At 55.9% G+C, this 16913-nt stretch carries 20 protein-coding genes and 1 tRNA gene; 5 read left to right on the top strand and 16 right to left on the bottom strand.

From position 1 onward, the window contains the following. Window positions 1-84: 84 nt before the first annotated feature. From mpl to speA, 9 genes are all read right to left on the bottom strand, one after another. Entirely contained in the window at window positions 85-1488 is a 1404-nt protein-coding gene (mpl, locus tag PHD76_04650) for a UDP-N-acetylmuramate:L-alanyl-gamma-D-glutamyl-meso-diaminopimelate ligase (GenBank protein ID MDD5261119.1), read from the bottom strand. A gap of 129 nt (window positions 1489-1617) precedes the next feature. Further along, entirely contained in the window at window positions 1618-1818 is a 201-nt protein-coding gene (locus tag PHD76_04645) for a hypothetical protein (GenBank protein ID MDD5261118.1), read from the bottom strand. Window positions 1819-2052: 234 nt separating this feature from the next. Next, window positions 2053-2385, bottom strand: coding sequence for a hypothetical protein (locus PHD76_04640; GenBank protein MDD5261117.1), 333 nt, complete (start codon window positions 2383-2385; stop codon window positions 2053-2055). Further along, a complete protein-coding gene (locus PHD76_04635) occupies window positions 2357-2710 on the bottom strand; it encodes a DsrE family protein (protein ID MDD5261116.1) in 354 nt (117 codons plus the stop codon). Before PHD76_04635 ends, PHD76_04640 begins: the two co-directional genes overlap by 29 nt. 13 nt (window positions 2711-2723) lie before the next feature. Next, window positions 2724-3008, bottom strand: coding sequence for a hypothetical protein (locus PHD76_04630; protein ID MDD5261115.1), 285 nt, complete (start codon window positions 3006-3008; stop codon window positions 2724-2726). Between the two features lie 439 nt (window positions 3009-3447). Further along, window positions 3448-3711 carry a 50S ribosomal protein L28 gene (gene rpmB, locus PHD76_04625; protein MDD5261114.1) on the bottom strand — a complete coding sequence of 88 codons (264 nt, stop codon included), beginning with the start codon at window positions 3709-3711 and terminating at the stop codon, window positions 3448-3450. A gap of 4 nt (window positions 3712-3715) precedes the next feature. Beyond that, window positions 3716-3952, bottom strand: a complete 237-nt coding sequence (gene rpsR / locus PHD76_04620) for a 30S ribosomal protein S18 (GenBank protein MDD5261113.1) — start codon at window positions 3950-3952, stop codon at window positions 3716-3718. Between the two features lie 4 nt (window positions 3953-3956). Continuing rightward, window positions 3957-4718 carry a TraR/DksA C4-type zinc finger protein gene (locus PHD76_04615; protein ID MDD5261112.1) on the bottom strand — a complete coding sequence of 254 codons (762 nt, stop codon included), beginning with the start codon at window positions 4716-4718 and terminating at the stop codon, window positions 3957-3959. A gap of 230 nt (window positions 4719-4948) precedes the next feature. After that, window positions 4949-6871 (bottom strand): biosynthetic arginine decarboxylase, encoded by a 1923-nt coding sequence (gene speA / locus PHD76_04610; protein ID MDD5261111.1) that lies wholly within the window; start codon window positions 6869-6871, stop codon window positions 4949-4951. Between the two features lie 96 nt (window positions 6872-6967). Here speA and PHD76_04605 point away from each other — a divergent pair, with 96 nt between their 5' ends. The 3 genes from PHD76_04605 to mutL all read left to right on the top strand — a co-directional run bounded on the left by PHD76_04605 (window position 6968) and on the right by mutL (window position 10384). Further along, on the top strand, window positions 6968-7459 hold the full coding sequence (locus PHD76_04605; GenBank protein MDD5261110.1) for a bifunctional nuclease family protein: 492 nt from the start codon (window positions 6968-6970) through the stop codon (window positions 7457-7459). Between the two features lie 237 nt (window positions 7460-7696). Next, a complete protein-coding gene (locus PHD76_04600) occupies window positions 7697-8578 on the top strand; it encodes a ParB/RepB/Spo0J family partition protein (GenBank protein ID MDD5261109.1) in 882 nt (293 codons plus the stop codon). 18 nt (window positions 8579-8596) lie between these two features. Next, window positions 8597-10384 carry a DNA mismatch repair endonuclease MutL gene (gene mutL, locus PHD76_04595; protein MDD5261108.1) on the top strand — a complete coding sequence of 596 codons (1788 nt, stop codon included), beginning with the start codon at window positions 8597-8599 and terminating at the stop codon, window positions 10382-10384. A gap of 176 nt (window positions 10385-10560) precedes the next feature. On the opposite strand, the gene PHD76_04590 is transcribed toward mutL, so the two are convergent. From PHD76_04590 to leuC, 6 genes are all read right to left on the bottom strand, one after another. After that, complete coding sequence (locus PHD76_04590) at window positions 10561-11055, bottom strand: hypothetical protein (GenBank protein ID MDD5261107.1); 495 nt, start codon at window positions 11053-11055, stop codon at window positions 10561-10563. Between the two features lie 33 nt (window positions 11056-11088). Further along, entirely contained in the window at window positions 11089-11409 is a 321-nt protein-coding gene (locus tag PHD76_04585; GenBank protein MDD5261106.1) for a hypothetical protein, read from the bottom strand. Further along, window positions 11406-11621, bottom strand: coding sequence for a DUF433 domain-containing protein (locus PHD76_04580; protein MDD5261105.1), 216 nt, complete (start codon window positions 11619-11621; stop codon window positions 11406-11408). Before PHD76_04580 ends, PHD76_04585 begins: the two co-directional genes overlap by 4 nt. Window positions 11622-12051: 430 nt before the next feature. Beyond that, window positions 12052-12444 carry an SET domain-containing protein gene (locus PHD76_04575; protein ID MDD5261104.1) on the bottom strand — a complete coding sequence of 131 codons (393 nt, stop codon included), beginning with the start codon at window positions 12442-12444 and terminating at the stop codon, window positions 12052-12054. 174 nt (window positions 12445-12618) lie between these two features. Continuing rightward, window positions 12619-13221, bottom strand: coding sequence for a 3-isopropylmalate dehydratase small subunit (gene leuD / locus PHD76_04570; GenBank protein ID MDD5261103.1), 603 nt, complete (start codon window positions 13219-13221; stop codon window positions 12619-12621). A 47-nt stretch (window positions 13222-13268) separates the two neighbouring features. Continuing rightward, window positions 13269-14675 (bottom strand): 3-isopropylmalate dehydratase large subunit, encoded by a 1407-nt coding sequence (leuC, locus tag PHD76_04565; GenBank protein MDD5261102.1) that lies wholly within the window; start codon window positions 14673-14675, stop codon window positions 13269-13271. A 228-nt stretch (window positions 14676-14903) separates the two neighbouring features. Here leuC and PHD76_04560 point away from each other — a divergent pair, with 228 nt between their 5' ends. Together PHD76_04560 and PHD76_04555 are read left to right on the top strand one after the other, a co-directional pair. Beyond that, complete coding sequence (locus PHD76_04560) at window positions 14904-15797, top strand: LysR family transcriptional regulator (protein MDD5261101.1); 894 nt, start codon at window positions 14904-14906, stop codon at window positions 15795-15797. Window positions 15798-16161: 364 nt separating this feature from the next. Next, a tRNA-Leu gene (locus PHD76_04555) sits at window positions 16162-16243 on the top strand. A 166-nt stretch (window positions 16244-16409) separates the two neighbouring features. Here the strand turns inward: PHD76_04555 and PHD76_04550 are convergent. After that, window positions 16410-16895: a DUF1311 domain-containing protein gene (locus tag PHD76_04550; protein MDD5261100.1), complete on the bottom strand. Its 486-nt coding sequence runs from the start codon at window positions 16893-16895 to the stop codon at window positions 16410-16412. Window positions 16896-16913: the final 18 nt, after the last annotated feature.

Below are 16913 nucleotides of genomic sequence, written 5' to 3'. Positions count from 1 at the left end.
CCAAATAATGGGACGACACAGCGGTCGTCCCTCCACCAAAAACCTTGGGCGAGACGCCCAAGCCACGCGAAGCAGCAAGTTGAATCAGGAGTGCGATAATTTTGCGATCAGTTTATCGATCAATCCGTTAAAGCTTCCATTGCTGAAGACGCCCACGACATCGCCTTCGCGCAGCAGGCCGGGAAGTTTTTCCGCGATGGCGTCGGAGTGCTCCACAAAATAGGCCGGGATGCCGGTTTTGCCGATGTCTTCCGCGACTTTGGGCACATTGAGCCGGTCCCCTTCCTTGAGTTGATCCGCGCGGGCGATCTGGGTGATGAAAACGCCATCCGCTTTGGCCAGGGCGGCAGCCAGCTCGTTTTGGAAGATGCCGCGCCGGGTGGTGTTGGAGCGTGGCTCGAATAAAGCCCAAAGCCGCCGCCCGGGATAACGTTGGCGCAGGGCGCCGATGGTTTCGGTCAGAGCGGTCGGATGATGGCCGAAATCATCCACGATTGTGATTCCCTTCATCTCAGCCCGGACTTCCATGCGGCGTTTGACGCCCTTGAAGCGGGTCAGGGAGTCCGCGATCTTGTCCAGGGGGATCTGGTAGCTGTGCGCGGCGGAGATCGTCATGGCGGCATTGTGGACATTATGCGCCCCGTAGAGCGGAATGGAAAAATGATGGCCCATGAGGTCGAAATGGGAGCCGCGCTCGTCGCTGTGCAAGCCCGTGATCCGGACTGCGGCGTTTTTGGAAAACCCGATTTCGATCAATTGAGAGCGGGTGTGCCGGGTGACCTCCACGGCGTGGGGATTGTCGGCGTTGAGAATGATCATGCCGCCGCGCGGGACGATGTCCACCAGGCGGCGGAATGTCAGTTTGATTTCATCCAATGAATTGTAGATGTCGGCATGGTCGAACTCGATGTTGTTGATGATGGCCAGTTCGGGAAGGTAATGGAGGAACTTGCTGCGCTTGTCAAAAAAGGCTGTGTCGTATTCGTCGCCTTCGAGAATCCAGTATTTGCCGCTGTTATGCGCGCAGCCCTGGCCGGTGTTCAACGGCACACCGCCTATCATGTAGCTCGGCTGCAAACCTGCGTCGATGAACAGCCAGGCGAGCAGGGAGGACGTGGTGGTTTTTCCGTGCGTGCCGGAGACGACGAGATTTTGCGTGAAGCGGAGAAAAAACTGTTTCAGGGTCTCGGGCAGGGAAAGGTAATACAAGCGGCTGTCGAGGGCGTACTCGAGTTCGGGATTGCCGCGGGAGATGGCGTTGCCGAGCACAACCAGGTCCGGCTTGTGGGAAAGATTCTCCGGCTTGTAGCCTTCCATGATCCGGACGCCCTGTTGTTCCAGGAAGGTGGACATCGGCGGGTACACTTTTTCATCCGAGCCCGAGACCTGATAGCCCTGCTGTTTCAGCATGGCGGCCACGGAACCCATGGCGGTGCCGCAGATGCCCATGAGATGAATTTTACGGATCGGAGTTTGCGTTGGCGTCATGGGAGTACCAGTTTCCAGTTTCGGGCTGAAGTTTCAAGACTTAGCCTGCATATTTCATATTCATTTCAATGGTCAACCTGTTAGCACCGGGACGTAACAGCGGAAAGACACGTACAGAGCATATGCAGGCTATTGCAAAACCGCCTCCAAATAAGGCAGTTCCAATTCAAAAATCAAAACAAAATACCCATTCAGGCGGTTTTGCTTGTAACCCGGATGTTCCTGCACCCCAGTTCCTGCACCCCAGTTCCTGCACCCCAGTTCCTGCACCCCAGTTCCTGCACCCCAGTTCCTGCACCCCAGTTCCTGCCACACTTTGGAGCAGGACACTTTGCTGAGGTTTTCAGAAGCGTGTGAAACATCCGGGTTAGAAGCAGGTGGAACAAATTCTCACACGAAGGCTCGAAGCCACGAAGAAAGACGAAAAGATATTGAAGGTTGGCCGCAAACTCCGACATTCGTCGCGAGCGGGAAGGCGCAAAAATCGCAAAAGGAAGCATGTAAAAATTTGTTATTCTTATCCGTGTGAATCCGTGTGAATCCGTGTTTATCCGCGGTTCTGTTTCAAATCTCAATCCGGATCGGATTGGATTGTTCCAAGTCCTGAATTTGGCTCTTCGACAGCCGGGTGGCCGGATAAACCGTGGGCGCGCAGGATTCGGACACAAAAATTTTTCCGCCTGCGGAGAGCAAGAGTTTCAGGTATTCGCGGATTTGGGAGTCGCAGGCCAGCGTGGATGCGTCCTGCAGCGTGATTTTGGCATCAGGCTTGACCAAAAGATTTACCTGCAGATCGGAGAGTTGGGCCAGCCCTGCCGCGACCCTCAAGGCCTCCAGAGTGCGGCCTCCGCCTTCGATGTGCGGACTTTCAGACGCAACAATTAGGACTGTTTTCATGGCTGGAAAAGGCCGCAAATCGACCAGTATGCTTAATGAACTGGGCCAGGCTGCCCAGTCCGGACAATACGATGGATTCGGGGACTTCGATTTTGCGGTTGAAGACCGCTTCCGCGCAGGCATGGATTTTAAGGCCGGACGACTGGAGTTTTTGAAGTTCGGGATGGGAAGCGCAGAGGACCGCATCGTAAAGCAGGTAGGCGTAGGTGGGATGTCCCGAAGCCAGAGACTGCCGGGCGCACCGGCAAAAGGCCGCGAACGACGGGTGGTTGTGCGCTGTGGTCAGAAGCAGCCCGACGCTGATTGAGGCATCCGGGTTAGTCACATGAAATTAAGATTCAAGAATCCAGGGGGATGGATTCGTCCACAAGCATCACAGGGATTTCATTGCGGACCGGGTATAGAATGCGGCCATCATCCCGGACAAGGCCGGTTTCGATGGGGGTTAGTACACGCTGGCCGGAACGGTTCTTGCAGGCGCCGGACTGGATGGCTTGGTTGATCTTGTCGATTTGCGAACCCGGGGCGAGGTGGAGCTGCTGCATGGTTTCCGGGCAGCGGAGCAGGTTGAGCAGGAAGGTGTCCACCATGGTTTCGCAATCAAATGACGAGTTGGCGGGCATGTCAAGGCATTAAAAAAGCGCCCGCGGTGAGGCGGACGCTTTTTTCTCTGAAAGACGGGGCTTATCTAATCTTTTTCAACAAAGGAAGGCCGGTTTTTGTGTTTTCTGAAACCTCATAACCGGTGGGGAGGGCGTCCAAGGCGGCTGGGCCGGGCACACCAGCAAAGTAATACAGGGTTACCTTCTGGCCACCTTTGAGCACCTGCTCTTTGCCGTGAAGATGGTAGGTTTTTCCGCTTTTTTTGCTGACTACAGTAAAGGCCATTTGAATTCTCCAATCTGATGAAGGTTGATTTTTCCGCTTCTACACCGCATGGAGGGTGAAGTGCGGCTTCATACCTATACTCGGGAAATTCCCTTCTGATGCAATCCCAAACTGAGCTTTGCACACATTTGCAACAAGCTCAGAACAAAGTACTTGCGAAAAATAAAGCAAAATTTAGAGGACTCCGCACTCCTTAAGGGTGGCGTAAACGCCCTTCTTATCCATGGTTTTAAGGGCTCGGGCGCTTAATTTCAGGTGAATGAATTTCTTCAGTTCAGGCACCCAAATCCGCTTGTTACGCAGATTTGGAATGAAAAAACGGGGGGTATTGGACGTGATATGGGTACCGATACCACCGGCCTTCTTGGCTTTACCGCTTCGGTTGATCCGTGTTCCACGAACCGGCTTCTTCTGAGTTACGATGCATTTGCGGGACATATTCTTATTTTACCAGTAAAAGGTTTCGGGCGCGCTTGATTTCGCGTGTTAATTTGCGGTGAAGTTTTGCAGGCATCCCGGTGATACGCCGGGGCAGCATCTTGCCGCGTTCCGTGACAAACTTTTTCAGCATGTCGGGGTTCTTGTGATCGATGGCTTCGTTGCTGATGTCGATCCGCTTTTTGTTATTCAGGCGGCTGCGGCGGGGGCGGCGGCCCTTCTTTTTAATTTTGGCTCCCATGATTTTAATCCTTTACCTTTTGCTTTTCTTCGTCTTCCTCGGTTTCTTCCTCTTCGAAGAAGCCTTCCGCAGAATCCATGAATTGGGGCGCTGTGTCCCAGCGATTTTTGCCCTTTTGCTCTTTTTCCATCTGGGCCTGGCATTCAACCGTATAACGGGCGAAGGGGATGGCTTCCATGCGGTTCATCGGAATCGGCTTGCCGGACATTTCACAAATGCCATAGAGGCCCGAGTCGATGCGCTTAAGGGATTGCTCGATCTCGTAAAGGGCGTCTTGCTCCTGTGAAAGCAGGCTGAGGGCGAAATCCTTTTCGTAGGCATCGCTGCCCGCGTCCGCCTGGTGCATGCCGAAGGCCGAGGCTTCGTTTCCTTCTGGGCGGGAACGCAGATTGTCCTGCGCGACACCCTGCATCTGGTCCAGGATATGGTCGCGGAGATCCAAAAGCTTTTTCTTTTGCTGCTCCAGAAACTTCGGGCTGAGGGCGCGGTTTCTTTTGGCTTCCTCTTTGGATATGGCGGCTGACCGTTCCAAATTCTGGGGTTTGGGGCCTTTGATGGGGAAAGGGGGCTTGCCGAATATTTTTTTGTCACCCTTGTGAAGGGGCGAGGGCGAATGCTTCTTCACCTGGCCTTTGCCCTTCTTCTTGGAAGCGGCTTTGGAAGACGGAGTATTGGCCTTTTTAGCTGAAGAGGCCTTGGGTTTGTGGACCGCGGAGGCTTTCCTGGCCTTTTTCGTCTTGGACGTTTTAGAAGCTTTTTTCGGCATAAGAGCCAATCGTTCTAGCGCAGGGTTTTGCCTTTGCCAATAGGAAAAATGGGTATTTTTAGCCCGGATGTGGATGCATCCCTGATTTTGCCCGGTCTTTTGGCAGGACACTTTTTAGAAGCGAGTGAAACATCCGGGCTAATAGCCTGCTTATTCCCGGAATTTTTCTTCCCGCCAACGGCTGAACACGCCAGAGGGGGAATTCTCACAACACATCTGAGATAAACAGGTTAATCGAAGGAAAGATAGGTGGGTTTTGTGAGCCCCTTTTCGTATTCCTCAAGCAGGCGCATGCCTTCATTGGGCTTGAGCACGTCGGCCTTGATGGCGGCGTCGATCTGGGCCTTCATTTCGCGGCTGAGTACGTTGGTTTCATACTGCACGTCGCTTAGCACTTGCCCTATGTTATAGCCCTGGATGACCTCCTCAATGTAAAAGCCGGAGGGCTCGTCCTCGTCCAGAAAGACATGGGCCTCCGTCACCGGGCCGAAGAGGTTGTGCAGATCGCCCATCACGTCCTGATAGGCCCCCATCAGGAAGAACCCGAGGATGTAGGGCTGGCCGTTCGGGCTGTGCAGCGGCAGGGTGTGGCGGACATCCTCATCATCAATGAAGGTGTCGATCTTGCCGTCGGAATCGCAGGTGATGTCCACCAACGTCGCCTGGTGCAGGGGCGCCTCGGTCAGGCGGTGGATCGGCGCAATGGGGAAAAGCTGGCCGACCGCCCAGTGGTCGATGAGGGACTGGAACACCGAAAAATTGCAAAGGAACTGGTCGGCCAATTGGGTCTGCAGCTCCCGCACTTCATCCGGCGTGCTTTTTGAGCCCTGATACATGGACACGACGCTTTCCGCCACTTTCCAAAACCCGGTCTCGATCAGGGCCTTGTCTTTCAGGTCGAGCAGGCCGACTTCAAAGCGCGTGGAAGCGTCCTCCTTGATCAGCTTGGCCTGGTGCAGGCACTCGCGGCGGTTGCGCTTGTTCAGTTTCTTGAGCACCTCAATCATGTCGCGGACCAGTTTGTGGCCCTCTTCCGTCGGCTGGGGGATGTCGCTCCCGTCCGACTTGGTTTTTTCAATCGCGCCAAACACTTCGACCAGCAGGACGGAATGGTAGGCCACTGTCGCCCGCCCGCTTTCGCTGACGATGTTCGGGTGAGGTACTTTTTCCTCGGCGCAAATTTCGGAAATATTGTAAACGACATCGCGCGTGTATTCGTCGAGCGTGTAATTGGTCGAGCTTTCCGATGCCGTGCGGGTGCCGTTGTAATCCACCCCCAGGCCGCCGCCGACGTCCAGATAACAGATCTCGAAGCCCATCTTCCGGAGCTTGGCGTAATAGCGCGTGGCTTCGCGAACGGCCCGTTTGACCGTGAGGATGTCGGGGATTTGCGAGCCGACATGGAAATGGAGGAGCTGGAGAACCCGTTCCATGCCGCGTTGCTTGAGCAGTTCAGTGGCTTCAAGGAGTTCGGCGGTGGAAAGGCCGAACTTGGCGTCTTCGCCTCCCGAGAGCGCCCATTTGCCTGCGCCCTTGGTTTGCAGGCGCACGCGGATGCCGACGATGGGTTCGACGCCCATTTGTTCCGCGACGCTGAGGACCCGGTGGAGTTCCTCGATCTTCTCGATCACCATCACGACTTTTTTGTTCAGCTTGCGGCCCAGCAACGCCATGCGGATAAATTCGGTGTCCTTGTAGCCGTTGCAGATGAGCAGGCTTTCCGGGTTTTGATGCATTGCCAGCGCGGCGAAAAGTTCCGGCTTGCTGCCGACTTCCAGGCCGAAATTGTAGGGGCGCCCGGCGTCTTCGATTTCCTCCACCACCTCGCGCAACTGGTTGACCTTGATGGGAAAGACGCCGCGGTATTGGCCCTGGAAGTTGAACTCCCGGATGGCGGCGGCGAAGCTCTCGTTGATGGTGACAACCTGGTGGCGCAGCAGATCCTGGAAGCGGATGAGGAAGGGCAGGGCCAGCCCGCGGCTGCGGGCCTCGTTGGCGACCTCATACAAATCCAGCTCGGGGCCGTTGGCTCTTTTGGGGCGTACGCTGATGTTGCCGGCCGCGTTGATCGAAAAATATTCGCCGCCCCAGCGGTCGATGTTGTAGGCCTGGAAGGATTGTTCCAGGGTCCAGGGTTCCGGAGGCTTCTGCATGTGATTCAGATTTATAGTACGCGAATGTCACAATGCAATGAATGCGTGAGAGTTTTTTTAGGGACAGCCCGGCCCCTCCGTGCATAATTTAGAGCCATGCCCGAATCTCTCATTGAGGTGAAAATCCTGGGGTTGGTCCCTTCCAACACCGGGATCGCCGTTTTTCTGGGCAACGGGGAGAAAACATTCAGCATCCACGTGGACCATGGCGTCGGCACCAACATCGCCCTGCTTCTCCGGGGTGAAAAACGGGAACGCCCGCTGACCCATGATTTGATCAGCCTGATCCTGCAGGCTTTTTCGATCACGGTTGAGCGCATTGTCATCAATGACCTTCGGAACGACACCTACTTTGCCCGGATCACGCTGAGGGCGGAAAACGAGATCCAGAAGCGGATCACCGAGATCGACGCACGCCCGAGCGACTGCCTGGCCATCGCGCTGGAGGCCGGGAAAAAGATTTTTGTCGCCCCGCGCGTCTGGAACCAGGTTACCGACATCACGTCGCTCTTTGAGCAGATGAAGGAAAAGTTGGAGCAGGCGGAGGAAGAAGACCCCTCTGAAGACGACGACGAGCCGAAGAAATGACGATAGCTTTGCCGGATCGAGTGTGAACCACGAAGTCACCATGACACGAAGTTCTGGCCACAGAACACAGAATAAAATTGTTTTTAGTTTAACGTTCCTGGTTCTTTGTGATTTTTGCGTTCTTTTGCGGCCAAAGCCTGCTTATCCCCCGGCGTTTTTCTTCCCGCCAGCGGGTGAAAAAACCAGAAGGGGAATTCTCGTGACGCGTGCGAGATAAGCAGGCTAGTTTTTTCAGTTATGGCTCGAAATGCTCTGGGTAAGGGATTGGGTGCGTTGATCGGCGGAACTTCCGTGGCGGACCCGCAGCCCCGCGTGGATGCGGGTGAACGGGTGCAGGAGGTTGCCATCGACACCATCAAGCCCAGTCCGCTGCAGCCCCGCAAAACTTTTGACGATGCGCAATTGGACGACCTGGCCGCTTCCATCAAGGAAAACGGGATCATCCAGCCTCTGATTGTCCGCAAAGTGGGCCAGTTCCATGAATTGATTGCCGGGGAACGCCGCTGGAGGGCCGCACAACGGGCCGGCCTCAAACTGGCCCCGGTGATCGTCCGCCGGGCCCAGGACCTCGAAGTCCTGGAACTCGCGATGGTGGAAAATCTCCAGCGCAGCGACCTCAACGCCATTGAAGAAGCGGAAGGCTATGGCCAGCTCGCCGACCAGTTCAAGCTCACCCAGGAGCAGATCGCCCAAAAGGTCGGCAAGAGCCGCGCCGCGGTGGCCAATGCGATTCGGTTGTTAGGCCTTGCGGCGGGCGCCAAGGAAATGGTGCGCCACGGGCATTTGAGCGCGGGCCATGCCAAGGTGATCCTCGGCCTCCCGGGCAGCACCGGTCAGGAGTCCGCGGCGAAGGAAGTCGCCCGGCGCGGCCTGTCCGTTCGCGAAACCGAAAAACTCGTGGCCCGCATGGGCAAACCGATGCGCGGTTCCTCCGAAAAAAAATCTTCCCGGAAAGATTCCGCCTCCGACTGGCGGGACCTTGAGCTCAGGATTCAGCGCGTCCTCGGTACCAAGGTGCGCCTCGTGGGCACCGCCGGAAAAGGCCATCTCGAAATCGAGTATTACAACGCTTCCGATCTCGAACGAATTTTGGAAACCCTCGGCGTCAGCGGCCATTAATCTTCACCCTTCCGTACCTTGGCAAATCGCGTTCATCTCCTCGACGAAACGGTGGCTAACCGCATCGCGGCCGGCGAGGTCGTCGAACGCCCGGCCTCGGTCGTCAAGGAGTTGGTGGAAAATGCGCTGGATGCCGGCGCAAAAAACATCCGGATCGAAATTCAAAAAGGCGGCAAAAGCCTGATCCGCGTCAGCGACGACGGATCCGGGATGAGTTACGACGATGCCTTGCTGTGCCTGGAACGGCACGCGACAAGCAAAGTCAGGTCGGCCGAGGATCTGTTACATATTAAAACCATGGGGTTTCGCGGGGAAGCCCTGCCCAGCATTGCCTCGGTTTGCAAGTTCCGGCTGCTGACGCGCGAGCCGGAGGCGCTGTCTGGCACGGAGGTGTTGATCGACGGCGGCAAGCTGCGCCAAGTCGCCGAGGCCGGTTGCGCGCCGGGGACCCAGGTGGAAGTGCGTTCCCTGTTTTTTCATGTGCCGGGCCGCAGGAAATTTTTGCGCTCGGACATCACGGAGCGCGCGCATGTCGAGCAGACCCTGAGGCTGTCGGCGCTGGCCCGGCCCGGGGTGGGGTTTGAATTCCTCGACGATGAACAGCCTCCAGTCCGATATCCAGCAGCGCGGGATCTGGCGGAGCGTCTCCGGCAAATATTCGGAGCCTCATGGCTGGATGCGATGCTGCCGGTTGATGCGGAGGAAGGGCATTACCGGATTTTCGGATTCATCGGCAAACCCGGGATCAGCCGGGCCGACCGGCATGAGCATCATGTGTTTGTCAATGAACGGCCGGTGCAAAGCCCGACGTTGAATTTTGCATTGTTGGAGGGTTACCACAACAGTCTGATGCGCGGACGTTTTCCGGTGGCCGTTTTGTTTTTCCAACTCGACTCAGCGCGGGTGGATGTGAATGTGCATCCCGCCAAACGCGAGGTGCGCTTCCGCGATGACTACGAAGTGCGGCAATGGATCAGCCAGGTGATCGCGGGTGTGTTGCGCGAGCACGGCGCCAGTCCGGTGTCGGTGCCGCTTGGCCCCCCGGAAACAGGAGCACAGGCGCCATCGCCGCCGCCCGCGCAAAGGCCGTTCGAGTTGAAATCCGAAACGCAGGCTCCACGGATCGTCCAAACCGGTTTTTCCGATTCAAGCCGGCCCTCTTTCATTTCCGCCGTTGTCAAGGTGGAGAAAGGATCGCATGCCGAGCTGCAGATGGAAAAGAACCACGACCTCCGCATCCTGGGCGTTTTATTGGGCCTTTATATTGTGGCCGAGAGCGACGACGGCATCGTGCTGATTGACCAGCATGCGGCGCATGAGCGGGTTTTGTTCGAGCAGATGCTGGACCGCATGAGCCGGGAGGAAGTGCTGAGCCAGCGGCTCCTGGTGCCGGTGACGGTCGAGATGTCGCCGCCGGAAGCCGACTTTGTGAAGCAACAGATGGAGGCCCTGCAGCATGTGGGCCTGGGTGTGGACAGTCTCGGCGGGAACACCCTGGTCATCGACGCCCTGCCGCCCATGATCAAGACGCAGCATGTCGAGGAATTTTTCCGCGACATGATCACGGACCTTCAACAAGCCGGTGGAGAGACGCGGAGACAGAGAAAACTGAGCGAGGAAATCGTGGCCAAGACGGTTTGCCGCCATGCGGTGAAGGCCAACGACACGCTGTCGCTGCCTGAAATGGAAAAGCTGGTCGTGGACCTGCACAAATGCGATTTGCCCTACACCTGCCCGCATGGCCGCCCGACCATGATCCTGCTCAGCCGCGACGAGTTGGAGAAGAAGTTTGGAAGGGTGGTTTGAAAGGCTTCTCGATTTAAATCGAGGCGTTGGATTCTCCGGGAGCGCGGGCGTCCCGCCTGCTCCGAGAGGCATCCTGCCTCTCGGTTGCTTTTGTATTCATTAAAAATCCTGTAGATGCGAGGACTGCCGGGCAGGATGCCCGGCAGAGCAGGCGGGACGCCTGCGCTCCCTTTGGATTACTTGTTGGCCTTTGTAAAAACCATTTCTTCCTTGAACCGGTGCGGATTGTCCTTGGCTGCGAGGATTTCCCTGGCCAGTTCCTCGGATGTTGCGGCGTCGCGTTTCACGACGTCAGGGTTCAGCATGCGGACAGTCAGTTTGTTTCCGGCCACCGAATAGCCGACGAATTGGTACACCCGGTTGTCGTCGGGTGCTTCAGCCTGTCCGTTCCCAAACCATTTCAATTGCACGAATGTCAGGCCCGCCGCGTGGCAGAGGCAGCCGCGGGCATAGATGGTGTTGCCGTGCTCCGTCGAATACACGACCAGGTATTCCTTGCTGTCGAGCGCCAGCACGAGAAGTTTTTCGGATTTATTGCTTTCCTTGAGCTCCCGTTGCCACTGGCCGACGACGGTCTTGTCGATGTCTTCACTGGGTGTTTTTACGAGGGGCGCGGTGTAATCGCAGCCGGCGAGAAGGATGCAGGCGCTGAGGATCAAAAGGTTTTTCATGTGGGAGGTTCTTTTTGTTTCGTTGTAGCGCTTTCAGGAAATTTTCAACTCTTTGTATGAGCCAGATGTAATATTGTTCACTTCCAAAATTATTAAATCAATCTCGCCTTGAATTCTGGGCCAACTTGTTGTCAATAAAACCAAGATGGATATTTTTCTGGAAACCAGGTTTTGTTGATATCGCAGATTTTGGTCTGTGGTAATAAGCAGCCCAAATCCATTACGTTCAGCTTCGGAGATTAAATCCCCATTGGATAATTTGTCCCAGCTCATTTCGTAGGCTGTGGCCACTTCGTGCGAAGTCAGATGATGGCGTAACGGTGTTGGGGTGCCTTGATCGAGCAAAATCTTCATGCAACAAGGCTGTGCCCGGCATGCTCAAGCACGGCCTCGACCTGTTGCCGTGTAACGCCGGGAAACCATTCCAAAAAATCATTCACACGAGCCCCGTCTTCGATATTTTCAAATAAAGCCCGCACGGGAACACGGGTGCCACGAAAGACCCATGCGCCGCTCACCCGGTCCGGGTGGCGTTCCACGGCATCGCATTGGGTCCAATCCAACATAAAAACATGATAAACGCTATATACGCGGGGGCAAGTCTGGTTTTATTTTGGCTTTTCAGCAATCTCCAATCAAAACGCTGGAGAAATGTCGAATCGGGAAATGGCAGATTTTTACCACGAACCGCAGCCGCATAAAGCTATGGCGGTCAAGAATACACGAAAATCACGAACAGAGGATTGGCCGTAAAAAAACGCAAGAGACGCGAAAATTGAACAGGAGACAGAAATTCAACCACGGATAGTACGGATATATACAGATGGGAAAGCGGTTCCAATGTAAAACCATTCCCAGGCGTAGGCACAAGAGGCATTTATCCCCCTGATAAGGGGGAAGACAAGGGAGTTTTGTTAGTTGTGTTCTCCCTGTAAAAAGTGTTTGTTTTCTTGCGGCTTTGCGCCTTATGCCCTTTGCGTTAATTGCCGCTGGTCCTTAAAGCTTTTTCCGGCAAGCGGCGCTGCCGCAACTGCAGGACATCCCATTGCGATGTGGTGTCTGACCGTAGTCGAGCGTCAGTTCTTTCCCAGGCGGAATCGTCTTGAGTGTATAAACCTCGACCCTCCTGCGGAAGACGCGCAGATAACAATTGGGTCGGCAACTGTGGTTGAGATGGCGGAAGACATTGCCTCGGGAACAGTCGAGGGCCAGGCGTCGGCTGAGTTCGATGAGATAAATCCGGGGCGCGGTCTCGATGGCCCGGCGCGCTTCCGGCAGTCGGACCAGGGCGCCGGAGATTTCACCCAGTTTGCATCGCGCGGGAATTTTTTTTAAAGCAAACACGCCGCGCCCGTTAATGGCACTGCGCCGGACGGAGAGATCCTGCATGAAAACGGAGAACATTCTTTTATTGAGAGCTTTGGCGAAGGCGGAAAAGATTAAGATTAGGAGTAAGATTAAGAGATGGAGTGAGAGTTGGCGCTTTTATCCGTGTTGATCCGCGTCCGTCTGTGGTTCTCTTGAAAGTTTTTCTGCATTCTGAATTCTTACTTCATCATTTCCTTACCCCGCCATGTAGGGCAGTCGGGCGGCGACGGCATCCACTTCCTTGCCGCTTTCCAGCAGTTCGGCGATGGGGTCCCAATGCCCGGTTGTCAGGCCGTGGAGCGCGCTTTCGCGGATCTCGCAGGGAAAAGTTTTCCCGCCCGCGCGGATGCTTTTTTTCTCGAGGTCGATGCCCAGTTCGGTTTTCGGATCTTTTTCAACCAGGGCCTGCAGCGCCTGGCGGTCCGCCTTGCTCACGGTCACGCAGGGCATGCCCAGCGTGGTGGAGTTGCCGAAAAAGATTTCGGCAAAGCCTTCGGCAATCACGGCCCGGAAGCCGTAGCGATAAATCGCCTGCGGCGCGTGCTCGCGCGAACTGCCGCAGCCGAAATTATTGCCGCTGATCAGGATCGTGGCGCCCTTGTATTTTTCGTCGTTCAACGGATGCGCGCGCGGCTTGCCGTTTTCCTCAAAGCGCACGTCGTAAAACATGAACTCGCCCAGGCCGTCGAAGGTGACGCATTTCATGTAGCGCGCCGGGATGATGCGGTCGGTGTCGATGTCGTCGCCGGGCACAGCCACGGCCCGGCCGGTGATTTGGGTGATTTTTGATAGGGACATAGTAAGTAAGAGGTAGAAGGTAAGAAGTATGAATTAGGAATTAGGAATTAGGAATGGAAGACCTCGCGCGGGTCGGCGACCTTTCCGGTGACGGCGGCGGCCACGACCATGACGGGGCTCATCAGCAGGGTGCGTCCGGTGACGCTGCCTTGCCGGCCCTTGAAGTTGCGGTTGCTGGAGCTGGCGCAGAGCTGGTCGCCGACCAATTTGTCAGGATTCATGGCCAGGCACATGGAACAACCCGCGTCGCGCCATTCGAACCCGGCTTCCTGAAAAATTTTGTCGATGCCCAGGTCGTGGCACAGGATCGCGACCACCTGCGAACCGGGGACTGCGATGGCTTTGACGCCGGGGGCGACTTTATGGCCTTGCAGAAACTTTGCGGCTTCCTGGAAATCGCTCAGCCGTCCGTTGGTGCAACTGCCGAGAAAGGCAACGTCGATTTTTTTGCCCTTGATGGGGGAGCCGGGCTCGAACTTCATGTGCTCCAGCGCTTCCTGGGTGATGGCTTTGTCGCTCTCCGGCACTTCCGCCAGCGTGGGGATGTTTTCACTGACAAAGACGGCCTGTCCGGGGTTGATGCCCCAGGTGACCGTGGGCTCGATGTCTTCGGCCTTGAAGCGGACGACATCGTCGTAGGTGGCGTCGCGGTCGGATGCGAAAGATTTCCAGCGTTCGACGGCCTTGTTCCAGTCGGCGCCCTTTGGGGAATAAGGGCGACCGTTGAGGAAGTCGAAAGTCTTTTGATCCGGGTTGACGTAGCCCACACGCGCGCCGCCCTCGATGGACATGTTGCAGACGGTCATGCGCTCTTCCATGGAAAAGCGGTCGAAGACCTCGCCGCCGTATTCGTAGGCGAAGCCGGTGCCGCCGTTGACTCCCAGTTTGCGGATGATGTGCAGGATCACGTCCTTGGCATAGACGCCGGGGCGCAAGTGTCCGTCCACATTGATGCGGCGCACCTTCAATTTGCCGATGGCCATGGTTTGCGTTGCCAGCACGTCGCGCACCTGGGTGGTGCCGATGCCGAAGGCGATGGCGCCGAAGGCCCCGTGGGTGGATGTATGCGAGTCGCCGCAGGCGATGGTGGTGCCGGGTTGTGTGATGCCCAGTTCAGGCCCGATGATGTGGACGATGCCCTGTCGTCCGGTGCTGCGGTCGAAAAAGGTCACGCCGAACTGGGCGCAATTTTTGCGCAGTTCCTTGATCATGGCGTCGGCCAGCGGGTCGGCATAGGGCTCCTCGAACTTGTCGGTGGGCACGATGTGGTCCACGGTGGCGAAGGTGCGGCGGGGGAACTTCACCTTGAGGCCGAGGTCGCGCAGCATGGCAAAAGCCTGCGGGCTGGTGACCTCGTGGATCAGGTGGGTGCCGATGAGGAGCTGGGTCTGGCCGTTGGCGAGTTGCCGGACGGCGTGCGCATCCCAGACTTTTTCAAATAAAGTTTTACCCATAAGTCAGTCTCAAATTATACGTTCATACGTGGATTGCCGCGTCGTCCGGCTTCGCCGTTCTCGTCGCAATGACGCTCCCGCGTGGTTCGTCATCGCGAGTCCGGCAACCGCCGGACGTGGCGATCCATTCCTGGCATGTAATCCCGTCTCAAGCCACAGGAAATCTACTCGATTTTTATGATAAATGTGAAATATTAAATTGGCATTACTTGATAACTTTAAAACATCATGAATATCGAACTTCGACACCTGCGTTCTTTCCTTGCGCTGGCCGACCATCTCAACTTCCACCGGGCCGCTGCTGAGTTGCATCTGACCCAGCCTGCGCTTTCCCGGCAGATCGCCGGGATGGAGGCGGAACTGGGTTGTCCGCTGTTCACGCGCACCAAGCGGCGTGTGCAACTGACCCAGGCCGGAACATATCTTTACCGGCATGTTTCGCCCGCAATCGACGGCGTGGAATCTGTACTGCTGGAGACTCGCGATGCCGCCGACGGAAAGCGGGGATCGCTTGCGCTGGGTTACACCGAAGCCGCGATGGCCAGTTTTTTGCCGTCGATGCTCCGCGATCTGCGGGACCAGCTTCCGCAGGTGAGCTTGCATTTGAGGCAGGAGCATTCCGAACAACTGGCCCGCGAAGTGGCCCGCGGCCGGCTGGACGGCGCTTTTATTTCGCTTCCATCACAGGATGAGGCGTTGAAATGCGTGTTGGTCACGCGGGAAGAGATGGGGATTGCCTTGCCCGACAACCATCCGCTGGCGGGAAATAAGGAGATTGCGCTCGCGCGGCTTGCACGGGAAAAATTCATCCTGTTTCCCTACGCGGCGAATCCGAAGTTGTACTCCGAGATTTTATCCTCCTGCGCGCGGGCGGGATTTGAGCCGGGTGTGGTCGAAGAAGCGTCGTCGTGGATTCTGGCGGTCAACATGGTGGCGGCGGGCGTGGGGATTTCGTTTCTGAGCCGGCGGCTGTCGCGCTACTGCGGTGTGGGGACGGTGTTTCGCCCGCTCAAGAAGCCGAGACCGTACATTCATTTTTATCTGGTTGAACCGGCGCAGGGGGCTTCACCGGTGTTGAAGGAATTGAAGCGTATCCTGGGGAAGATTTTCAAATCCGGATAACCAGCACAGGTCCTCGCGCAAAGACGCCAAGCCGCAAAGGAAAGCATTTTATCCGCAGATTAAGAAGATTTACACAGATTATCAGAGGCAAAGCATTTTTTACAAAGAGAGCACAGTGAACCTGGAGTTTTAGGAGAGATCCAAAAAACTCCAAAAACTCTGCGATCTTTTTGTAAAAACTCCCCACTCATTTTTGTGTTTTTTGTGGCCAACTCCTTGTTTTGATTTTCAAAATCTGTACCCATCTGCGTTCATCTGCGGATAAAACTGCTTCTCCGCGTCCTGCGCCTGCGGTGAACTGACTGCCCATGAACAGGGCTGCCTTGACTTGGGGGTCAAAAGGCGGGAAATTCGGGAATTAGCGGGGCGCGTGGCGAAATTGGCAGACGCGAAGGATTTAGGTTCCTTTGGAGCAATCCATGCAGGTTCGATTCCTGTCGCGCCCACATAAATCATATTTCGCGCAAAGACCGCCAAGTAGAGCCTATTTCTCTCACGGAGCCACCGAGTCACGGAGTAAAAGAGTTGAACTGCCAAGACAGCAAATCACAAAGAACTACGAACGAAGAACTATCTTGCCTCAGAGTTCTCCGCAACTGCGGTGAATGATTTCTATCCGCCGCCTTTTTTCAAAGCGTCAATTCGCGCCTTGGTCAGGGTGGCTTGGGTGTCGAGATAGATGTAGTTCGACAGCGAGCCTCCGCGTTCGCTGTCGGCCTGGAAGGCCGCCTCGGCGTCGCGGTATTTGATCCAGGCTTCCTCGGCTGCTTTCAATTTCTTTTGCCCCTCGGCGTCGAGGCCTTTGAGGATGCCCTGATAAACGCGGTTCAGTTCCTTGTCGTATTTTTCGAACCGCGCAGCGGCTTCGGCGTTCATTTCAGGCTGGCTTTGGGCGTGGACCGGGGCGGGTGTTGAAAATGTGAAGGCGAAAACAACCACGAAGACGCCAAGGCACGAAAAGAAGCATTTTAACCGCGGATGAACGCGGATGAACGCAAATAAGGAAAGCAGCAGACATCCCCCTGACAAGGGGGAAGAAAAGGGGGTTTTGTTGGACGCACTTTCCACAGATGAAATGCAGAGTTTTGGAATGTTCATGGCAAATCTTTTTTGATT

This window comes from Candidatus Methylacidiphilales bacterium (assembly GCA_028713655.1).
Lineage (GTDB): Bacteria > Verrucomicrobiota > Verrucomicrobiia > Methylacidiphilales > JAAUTS01 > JAQTNW01.
The sequence above is the reverse complement of the archived record's forward strand: the minus strand, read 5'-3'. Positions and strand labels throughout refer to the sequence as shown.